We start from the raw sequence: 1,519 nt of genomic DNA, 5'->3' as shown, positions 1-1,519 counted from the left end.
AATCGAATGATCCGTCGTGATGTGCCTAAGGGCCTGTCCATGGATACTTTAGGCCCTAGTGATATCCAAGCAGTGGAAGCCAAGCTAAACAACTTACCACGCCGGCAGTCAGGTTACCAAACCCCAAAAGAGCTTTTCTCCGCTGCCGCCGGCTAAAGATTGAATCTTTAAAATATGAATATCAATGAAAATACTGTCTTGCCGGGATTTATTGCGTGGCTAATTTGTTCTTGCAATTTGGGAATAAATTATACATTATGAATACTATAAATTTTAAAGGCAAAAGATAAGGGGAGTGAAGCACAATGATCAAATTATTTACGCAGACAAGTTGTAATTCTTCACGAAAGGCGCGCCAATGGCTTCGGGACCACGATGTCCAATTTGAAGAACAAAATGTCGGTAAAAAGGCGCCAACGACCGCAGAATTGAAGCACATTTTAAGCCTGACTGAAAATGGTTTAGATGATATTATTTCTACTCGTTCGCGTGCGTATCCAGAAGTTGCTGCTCAGCTACCAGATATGTCATTTAATGAAACTTTAAAATTACTTTGCGAACGGACCCAGTTACTACGTAAACCGATTATGGTCACTGAAAATAAAGTACAAATCGGCTTCAATGATGATGAAATTCGGAAATTCATACCGCGGCATATTCGGCGCTTGGATTTTATGAAAGCGATGATCAACGCGGCTGGAGTCTAGATGTAAAATTTAAGCAAGCTTTTGTAATACAGATAAAATAAGATTGAGGTTGAAGCCGGGCTAGGGGTGGCACGGCTTTTTTGATACAATTAAATTAAAGGTAACGTCAAAAGTTCTATGAAAACCGTGGTTCAGGAAGGGGTGTGACTGCTACCGAGAAAGTGATCGCTAGTATTAGCTCATTTAACGATATTGGTGCCACACTCGCACTGCTTAAGATCGGTTATAGTCGTTTATAAGTAGCACAAAACAAGCCTACAGCTCGCTAAATTTTGAACTTAGACTGATTCTGATTCAGGCTGGTTGCGCAGTCGGTAATTGTTTTGGCGCCAAATCAATCAGCGCCAGCCACTTATCGTACATGCGGGGTTTATCTTGCAATTCGGGTAAGGACACCGGCACCTGATAATCGAGCGCTTCATGTGGCCGTAAAAAGTTATAAGCAGCCGAATATAAGGCTGTGTAACTAGCTGAGCCAGTTGGTGAACCAAAACCAGTACTGGCACGGTAATTACCTTTAAAACTGCGATTTAAGCGTTCGATTGTTTGCTTCAAAAAACGATATTCCGTGGTGATCGGATCTTTATTGGTCAAGCCAACGACTTGTTTGATTTTAAAGTTGATGCGCGCGTTTTAAATTCATCTGAATAATATTTCATAAAAAAACGCGCGTTTTATAATCAAGTTAGCCAATTAGATCCAGCTAATTGAAAAAATAAAAAACACCAAGACAAATCTCTGTTATCATTGATGTTCCAACACAAACAATGAAAGAGGTTATTGTCTTGATGCAAGAACAGAATACCACAGTC

At 40.4% G+C, this 1,519-nt stretch carries 1 protein-coding gene and 2 pseudogenes; 2 read left to right on the top strand and 1 reads right to left on the bottom strand.

What is annotated here, in order from left to right; all coding sequences use genetic code 11:
• Both EKM76_RS13855 and EKM76_RS13265 read left to right on the top strand, forming a co-directional pair.
• Positions 1-156 (top strand): annotated as a pseudogene (locus EKM76_RS13855) (IS30 family transposase); the annotation flags it as partial.
• Positions 157-305: 149 nt separating this feature from the next.
• Positions 306-707: a Spx/MgsR family RNA polymerase-binding regulatory protein gene (locus EKM76_RS13265; protein ID WP_003679912.1), complete on the top strand. Its 402-nt coding sequence runs from the start codon at positions 306-308 to the stop codon at positions 705-707.
• A gap of 294 nt (positions 708-1,001) precedes the next feature.
• On the opposite strand, the pseudogene EKM76_RS13260 reads toward EKM76_RS13265, so the two are convergent.
• Positions 1,002-1,331, bottom strand: a pseudogene (locus EKM76_RS13260) (DDE-type integrase/transposase/recombinase); the annotation flags it as partial.
• Positions 1,332-1,519 lie beyond the last annotated feature (188 nt).

It is taken from the genome of Loigolactobacillus zhaoyuanensis, from assembly GCF_003946385.1.
In the GTDB taxonomy this organism is placed as follows: Bacteria; Bacillota; Bacilli; order Lactobacillales; family Lactobacillaceae; genus Loigolactobacillus; species Loigolactobacillus zhaoyuanensis.
This window is presented reverse-complemented; position numbering and strand designations above follow the sequence as displayed.